Here is an 8184-nt window from a genome sequence, read left to right as displayed (position 1 = left end):
CTGGCAGAAATTGATTTTCTGGCGCTACACCTAAAAATTGCTACAGAGTTAGAAGCATTAGCAAAACTGAAGGTACGTTTTTCCCGCGATACATTAAATATTGGGGTAGTAGGGCGTGCTAGACAGGGAAAAAGTCGACTTTTGCAAAGTTTAACGGGGTTGACGGCAACAGAAATTCCCGATGGCGATCGCCAACATTGTACGGGTGTTCGTAGCACTATCCGCCACAACCCTAATGTTACGACTTTCGGTGAGGTTTATTTTCATTCGGAGCGATCGTTTATTGATGATGTTATTTCGCCCTATTATGAAAAGCTACATCTGGGTGTTAAACCTAATAGTTTAGTTGAGTTTGCTTCTAAACCTTTGTCACCGTTACCGGAAAATTTGCCTGGATATGCGGAGCCGGGTGCGATGTACGAACATTTGACTCGATATCATACTAATCTTGATAAATATGTGGGTTTATTAAATGCTCCACCCAAGCGTATTTCTAGTAATGAAATTCGGGAATATGTGGCTCAAGATACTGCCGACGGCCAGCGCATATTTTTCAATTATTTAGCAGTAAAAGAAGTGAAAATAACTTGTCCCTTTCCTAATAATGAAGTTGGGCAAATTGCTTTAGTTGATATGCCGGGATTAGGCGATACTGGAGTAGGGGATGAAGAACGATTAATTAAGACATTAAGTCAAGATATTGATGCTGTTTTATTTGTGAGAATGCCTAGCGCTAAAGGTGACTATTGGGCAGATGTTGATGTACGACTTTATGACACAGCTAGGGCAGCAATTATAGATTTGCCTTTAGATTTATGGTCGTTTATGATTCTCAATCAAACTAATGCTAATTCTGCTAATGGTGATAATTTGAATAATTGTCAAGATTTGGCTGGCGACCTGAGCAAAAAACATCTGAATTTAGTAGATTGTATTATTGCTAATTGTGCGGATGTAGAAGCAGCTAATATGAAAATTTTAGATACTGTTTTAAATTATTTGGCTGCTAAAATTCAGAGTTTAGACAGACAATATGCCTCCTCTTGTCAGGAGCGAATAATAGAGCTACAAAACACCGTAAATACAGAGATAGAAAAAGCACGTCAAGCTTTAGCAAGTCCTACTGCAAATCAAAATGAAATGGGAGTATTTTTGCCTCTATACAATCAGTTTATTAGTAATTTATCAGTGGGTCTAATGGAATTACTAGATAATTTTAAACAGCAACGTTATTTAGTAGATGAAGATTTTTTTCAACCACAAGTAGAAGTGGCAATTCAAGCTTGTAAAGAAGATGCAGGAATTCCTGATTTGCAAGAAATTAAAGTTAGACATCGGGAAAAGGGTTCTTGGGAAATTGTTTATGCAGAATATTTGCATAAAATTAGGACTCATTTAACTAGACATTTTAATTCTCTCGATAATGGCTTAAAACAATTAATTGATGAAGCGAAGTCACAGATAACTAAAGTATTAACAACTCAAGGAAGTTTAGGAGGTTTAACTACTGCGAGGGGAACTGAATTTTTGCACGTTATTGCCGATAAAAAAGTATCTGACGAGCAAATTAATTTACGCAGAGCTTTCCAAAATTTATGGAATTTTGAAATGTCTTATGAAGTGAATTTTCATTACCGGATTAGACAACACTTAGATGACCTAACTCCTGACGATACATCCCTCCGATTATCTGCTAAACCCACTGCTGAAGAAGTGCTAGAAAATTTAGCACAATTGCACCAAGAAACAGTTTATAAATGTCAAGAAGCCCTAGCAGATTTATCATCAGAACCGAAATTAGCCGTATTTGCAGCAGTAGAAGAATTTGTCGATCAAATATTACGAGGAGAAGAAATAAAAAATGAATGGCCTGTGTTTTTATATGAAGTGCGATCGCAAGTTTGGCCTACTTATTTTAAACCCATGGGAGAAGGTTCAAATTCACTTAAAGAATGGCAAAAATTAGTAGAGAGAGTTGCTCTAGCTAATCAATTAGAATCTCTACAATTTTTACATTAAGGGAATAGAGAACAGTCATTTCAGTTATCAGTTATCAGTTATCAGTTATCAGCACCTCCTATAAAAGCCAGAGGCTTGAAATACTGAACTGAATATTTTCTTGGTCACCTTAATTTTATACACGCTCCGATGCTCCAGACATGATATTAATTGTGCGATTGGAGTAGCTCTAAATACTGAAGACTAAACAGGATGTACTGCCTAATTTACAGCATATTCTATCTTGGTGAGGTACATCTATAGCAGGTAAGATGCCCGCACTACAAACATCAAATGGTTAGTATCTGTACTTCATATTAAGAGCAAATCTGCTGTAACTTTTTGAACTATAGTCATATCAAATTCCGGGGAATTGGACAGAAAAAAATTATCCAATAGGTCATAACTACCCCCATCTTTGTAATTCTCTATTCTCCTTACTTAACCAATCTATAACTGTTTAACCAGAAAGGAATTATTATTACTATGAATGAACTAAAAATCACACTTCTAGGTCCTAGTGCCGTTGGTAAAACTAGCCTATTAACTTCAATGTACGAACAATTTAAAAGAATAAGTTTTCAGGCTAACCTCCAACTAATTCCAGAAGCAGAAAGTCACGCTATTCTCAAAAAACGTTTGAAAGAATTAAAAAGTCTCACAGAAACTTTTAAAGTTCAACCAGGAGCAGGTATTTCCGGTTCTTCAGAAGTTCGTTCTTTTGTTTTTGACTTAGCTGAACCGGAGAAAAAGCCATTTTTAAGACTGAACTTTTATGACTATCCAGGAGGTTATATTTCTGATAAAGCTAGTCCTAACGAGAGGAGATTTGTCAGACAATTAATGAATGATGCTGCTGCAGTTGTAATTGCTATTGATACGCCAGCATTAATGATGTCTAAGGGCAAGTTTAATGAATATGTAAATAAACCAAAGCAAATTACGGCAATGTTCAAAGAGGCTTATAAAGATATTAGAGAACCCCGGTTAGTAATATTTGCTCCAGTAAAATGTGAGATGGAAATGAATAAAGGAGAGAGAGCAGCCAAACAATTATTAGAAAGAATTAAAAAAGAATATGCTGACTTGCTTAATTTTTTATCCTCTCCACCATTAAATTCTCAAGTTGCCATTGCCATTACTCCAGTACAAACTTTGGGTAGTGTAATTTGTACAACTATTGAAGAACCAAGAAATAATTATTTACCAACCTTTGGATTTAGAAAAATTAGTCGCAATGCTGAATATAATCCCGTAGATAATGACCAACCTTTACGTTACTTATTACGGTTTTTGTTGAAAATGCATCATGAAGGGCGTACCCCTAAATTTTTACAAGCTGTTGTTAGTTGGATTGGTTTAGATGCTCATATTAAAAATGCTCTGACTCAGTTTTCTAAGGGTTGTAAAAATACTGGAGGCTTTGCAGTACTTCAGGGTAGAGATTTATTGTGATTTATGATATTGGCATTTATAAATAGTAAAATTTTTCACAGCAATTCTAAGTAAGCAAAAAATCTCAAATACCTCAATTTAAGTTACTGGGGAGGACATCGCCTCGCCCAATTTCTTTATTGTGTAGAAAATCACAATCCTGGGGGTGAATCTACCTTAGTGTATGGTTTTCGGGTAGCTCAATACTTTCGTCAAGATTATCCACAATATTTTCAACTTTTGCTGGAAACTCCCGTACAATTTTGGTTAGTAGACAAAAATCATCACTATCGGTTTTGCAATACCGCAAGGATATTAGAATGTGATCGAGAGGGAAACTTGACTACAGTGCGTTTTAGTAAAAGAAACTGTAGACCTCATTTACCCTTTGAACAATTAGAAGATTTCTATCAAGCGTATCATGCTTTTTTCTGCTATCTGAAAAAACCAGATTATCAATATCAGTTTCAATTGAAATCGCATAACTGTCTACTATTCCAAAATTTTAGAGTCTTGCATGGGAGAACAGGTTTTGATACAGCACTAGGAAATAGAAAGCTCAACTCAGGATATGTTGATTGGAACTTTTTTGTAGGAAGAAGAAATTTTCAACACCAAGAATTTTAATTATAGGATCGCCTAAAATGAAAATTGCCTACATTAAACCTAGTTTTCCGAATGAAAAAAGAGTCGGTTTATTACCACAACATTTATCCTATTGTAGTCCAGAAGATGAACGCAGATTTGAACAAGGTTATGGGGAAAGTTTAGATATTCCAGATGCAGCTTATGGAGATCGAAAATTTACCAATTAATGAAGAATATTTTTTCATTACAGAAAATGGGCAAGAGCGTCGGTTAAAACTCCATAATTATGCAGAAGTTTATAGCATTCCAGGACTCTATAACTATCTAGCTTTAGAGAAACTCCAGTATCGATCGCCTGAAGTTATGGCTACTCTACTCACTGAAAATTTACAAAATAATGGTGAATCTATCAAAGATTTGAAACTATTAGAGTTAGGAGCAGGAAGCGGGTTATTTGGTAAAGCAGTTGCCAAAATGGGAGTAACATCTATTATTGGTATTGATATTGTTCCCGAAGCTGCTGAAGCGACTCGAAGAGATACTCCCGGAGTATATGAAAATTACTTTGTGGAAGATTTGACTCAATTATCAAAATCAACCAGCGATTTTCTAAAGGAGAAAAAATTTAATGGTTTTGTTTGTTGTTCTGCTTTGAGTGAAGGTCATATTCCTGTAAAAGCTTTTGCAACAGGAATGAACTTAATTAAAAATCAAGGTTTGGTATTATTCAATGTGGCAAAAACCAGTTATGAATGTGAGAATAATTGTCCGGAATTTGTCAATTTTTACCGTCAGGCAGTGGAAAAAGATTACTTAAAAATACATTCCACAAAATCATATCTCCATCGTCGTTTTTTTAACGGTAAACCTCTAGAATATGTGGCAATTTTAGCCAAAAATAAAACAGATATTCCTTTCAAGAATTTATAATTTAGAATTACCTCTTCTTTTCAACGTGAGGATTGACTCAAAGGAAAAATTTTATTGATTATCCCCTTAAAAGGGGGAGGCTTTAAACCACAATATTTAGGTAATATAATCTTCGGTTGAATACTTATAAGTAAGGAAGAGTCAGAATTAAGAAGGGAAGAAATAGGAGGAAAAAGAGAAAGTTTTTTAAGGCTAATTATCCGGACATAATATAATTTAAAACATAAAATCAATGGATGTAGAACTTTTAAAATCAATTTTTGAGAAGAGATTTGCCATTCCTGATAATTATCGGGTTGCGGAATTAACCCCCCAACTAATGAAGAATTTAGGAGTAGTCAGATCGGATTTGCGGGATTACAGCTATATGACTTTGAGTGCATGGATTTGGGGATGGTACGACCGCACCTACTATAGTGACCCAGAACTACTGGAACTGGCAGAACAGGCTAAACTTAATATCAAAATTGGTCTCGGTGAAGCAGAAAGTGATGGAGTATTTTTGCGGAGTTATTCTATATTACTTTTAAATGACTTAACCGACTTCCATCGCCATCATCCTTACCTAAAAGAATCAGAAATTCGTAGTCGCATGGAACTATACCTAACTTATCTAGAAAAAGAGCAAGATTTAAGAGGATATGTTTCTCCAGAAAAAGGATGGTCTCACGGAATTGCTCATGTTGCTGATGCTTTAGGTCTTCTCAGTTTAAATTCCTATCTCAACGATTCAGATTTGATGAAATTGTTAAAAGCGATCGCGACCAAACTTCGCCAACCAGTACCATCAGTTTATATTCATTCTGAAGAGGAGAGGTTAGCTAGAGCGACTGTCAAAATTTGCCAACAGAATACACTTAGCATTGAGCAAATAAATTCTTGGTTGGATATCTTGATTGAAACCGAGCGCCGTCCATCAGGTCCTTTGATTTGGGATAACTTTGAACAGTATCCTTGGCGAAAAATACTGACAAGTCCGACAGAACAATTATGTGCTTATCGAAATATCCAAAATTTTCTGCGCTCTCTCTATTTTCAGTGGGAGATGGCAGAAAGTACCATAGAGAAGCAACATTCAGTTCAACAACTAATTTATCAAGCTTTACAATTTATAGAAACAGGTTTTTGCAATAGCGATCGAGGTTTCTTTCTCAATACTTAAAAAAATGAAATTGTTTCAAGCTAAAAAAAATAATAAGGGGCTACTTTTATTGGGAGAATAAAAAGTAGAAAAGTAGTACGCATTTCATAGTAAATATTGATTTATTTGGCATTAGTTAATTTTTTTATTTCTAAATAGTGTCAAATTTAAAACAGGAGATTTATATGGAAATATATATTGAAAGTAGAGGCTTTTCTCAAGATGATGATTATCGTTGGCTAAAGGTTACTGAAGAAAGTCAAGCTAGAATAGATAAACAAGATTTACCTACTATTATTCAAGAAGCAAATAAACTAATTCATAGTGAGTCTGCTTCTGTAGTTTTGAGTCGAAAAAATAATACCTTACTGTGTTTATTAACAGGTATTGAACCTAAAAAACGAGTAGATTTTGCCGATCGCCAGATTCGGATTTCTATAGCTTGGGTAATCTCAGATTCTCCAGACAATGAAAGAATTTTACGAATGTTAGCTGCTGCGGCTTTAAATACAGAAGAAAGACAACATTTCACAGTAGAAATTAGTCAAGCTGTAAGTTTAGGAGGAGAGCTGGGTTTTCAAGTTGATTTTCAGCATATACAACAATTAACTAATACTGAACAAGCTAAAAAATTACTCCAAGATAAGTTGCCAAATACAACTAACAAAATTGCTGAAACTTCGCTCCAACGTCAACAGGAATTAGCTTTGGAATTAACAGAATATCGCTTGCCAACTCAACAAGGTTTAATTGTAGTTGTAACGGGAATAAAAAAAGAGCAAACTTTAATTGATGCTGATATTTGGCGTGGTTTATCTAGTTTAGTCTTATCTTCAGATTGGCAAATCGTTCATCGTACCTTGCCAGACAGAAATCTTGCCCATAAATTATCAAAATACTTCAATAACTTGATGATTATTATTGGAGTTATTAGTGCAGTATCTTTATTAGCAAAGACTTTAAAATTTTTATAATTTAACTATTCATCTCCTTCAAAATATGAGGTAGGGAGAAAGAATTGATGAATAATACCAATTTAAAATAAAAAAAGAATGTTACGAATAGTAGGAGGAATAAAAACACTTTAGACGATGCCAGTCGCACCTGGTAGCGCACCAAGAGAAAAGAATGATTTACGGCCTAAAAAATGGTATTGAAGCCATTCATTCTGACTCCTGACTCCTAATACGATTCTTCTGACTACTTCTTCTATAATTCCCATTCCTCCTAACTTCACCGATTCACCGATTCTGGCTTCTACCCCTATAACTCATACTTTTTCAGCAAACCCTAGCTATTTGTAGCAAAAATTTATCAATTTAGTATAAGACTGCAATAATTGATTTGATTTTTGATTATTGGAGAAGTCTATTAAAAATAGTTCTATACAGCCCATCTCCCCCTCTATTTCTATATAGAACCCATTTGGTATCTATTAGACATCTCCAGAAAAGAGGGAGTAGGCAGCTTTGCTGTAGGCAGTAGGAAGAAATAATTGATAATTTATGTGTGAGAATTGATTTGATTTTTGATTTTTACCGAAAAATTGTGGGTATGTGCCTCCCCTTTTAAGGGGATAAAAAAAGAATATATTCCTTATTTCAAGCCTCTTGCTTGACCTTTGTCATGCTCCGCAAACAGCCTTAGGTACTGATAACTGATAACTGATAACTGATAACTGAAATGACCAGATGTCTATTTAAGAAGTTACAAGTTCAATACCCATCTCAGCTTTATGATTCTGGCAGTCATTTTTCATGATTTTTTGGTCTCTTGAACCCTTATAGTTGTTAGGCTCCTGAAAATGGCTTTCCTAAAGCTTTTCTATTTCAATAAAAGATACGCTTAGGGGTTTTATAAATCCTAAATAAGCTACATATAGCAATCCTAAATAGGTTGCGACAAATCAAAAAGTAGATAAAAAAACTGAAACTCTTACCTGTTCCCTATTCCCTGTTCCCTCTCTTGGTGCGCGTTCCCTTGCGTCTGTCGCCGACGCGGGGTCGCACCGCTGTTCCCTAAAAAGCAGTAAGATTTTTGACCAGAAAATTGGGTTTCAAGCCTCGCCCTTCTAGGGCGACTTTTTAGTTGAT

At 35.1% G+C, this 8184-nt stretch carries 7 protein-coding genes and 1 pseudogene; 7 read left to right on the top strand and 1 reads right to left on the bottom strand.

Translation table 11 applies throughout. The features are described 5' to 3' along the window. The 7 genes and pseudogenes from AC3DU7_RS13060 to AC3DU7_RS13030 form a co-directional block, all read left to right on the top strand. Positions 1–2019 (top strand): hypothetical protein (locus AC3DU7_RS13060; protein ID WP_488039773.1); only part of this gene is annotated, 2019 nt, incomplete at its 5' end. A 465-nt stretch (positions 2020–2484) separates the two neighbouring features. Then, positions 2485–3453 carry a TRAFAC clade GTPase domain-containing protein gene (locus AC3DU7_RS13055; protein WP_488039772.1) on the top strand — a complete coding sequence of 323 codons (969 nt, stop codon included), beginning with the start codon at positions 2485–2487 and terminating at the stop codon, positions 3451–3453. A 90-nt stretch (positions 3454–3543) separates the two neighbouring features. Beyond that, positions 3544–4059: pseudogene (locus AC3DU7_RS13050) on the top strand (TauD/TfdA family dioxygenase); the annotation flags it as partial. A gap of 17 nt (positions 4060–4076) precedes the next feature. Continuing rightward, positions 4077–4247 (top strand): hypothetical protein, encoded by a 171-nt coding sequence (locus AC3DU7_RS13045; RefSeq protein ID WP_488039771.1) that lies wholly within the window; start codon positions 4077–4079, stop codon positions 4245–4247. Then, the gene (locus tag AC3DU7_RS13040; RefSeq protein ID WP_488039770.1) at positions 4222–4950 is read left to right on the top strand and encodes a class I SAM-dependent DNA methyltransferase; all 729 of its coding nucleotides are present in this window, start codon (positions 4222–4224) and stop codon (positions 4948–4950) included. Before AC3DU7_RS13045 ends, AC3DU7_RS13040 begins: the two co-directional genes overlap by 26 nt. 232 nt (positions 4951–5182) lie before the next feature. Further along, positions 5183–6112 (top strand): DUF2785 domain-containing protein, encoded by a 930-nt coding sequence (locus tag AC3DU7_RS13035; RefSeq protein ID WP_488039769.1) that lies wholly within the window; start codon positions 5183–5185, stop codon positions 6110–6112. A gap of 164 nt (positions 6113–6276) precedes the next feature. Next, positions 6277–7065 carry a hypothetical protein gene (locus tag AC3DU7_RS13030; RefSeq protein WP_488039768.1) on the top strand — a complete coding sequence of 263 codons (789 nt, stop codon included), beginning with the start codon at positions 6277–6279 and terminating at the stop codon, positions 7063–7065. A 110-nt stretch (positions 7066–7175) separates the two neighbouring features. Here the strand turns inward: AC3DU7_RS13030 and AC3DU7_RS13025 are convergent, their stop codons facing one another. After that, positions 7176–7313, bottom strand: a complete 138-nt coding sequence (locus AC3DU7_RS13025) for a hypothetical protein (protein ID WP_488039767.1) — start codon at positions 7311–7313, stop codon at positions 7176–7178. Positions 7314–8184: the final 871 nt, after the last annotated feature.

It is taken from the genome of Okeania sp. (assembly GCF_983059655.1).
This window is presented reverse-complemented; position numbering and strand designations above follow the sequence as displayed.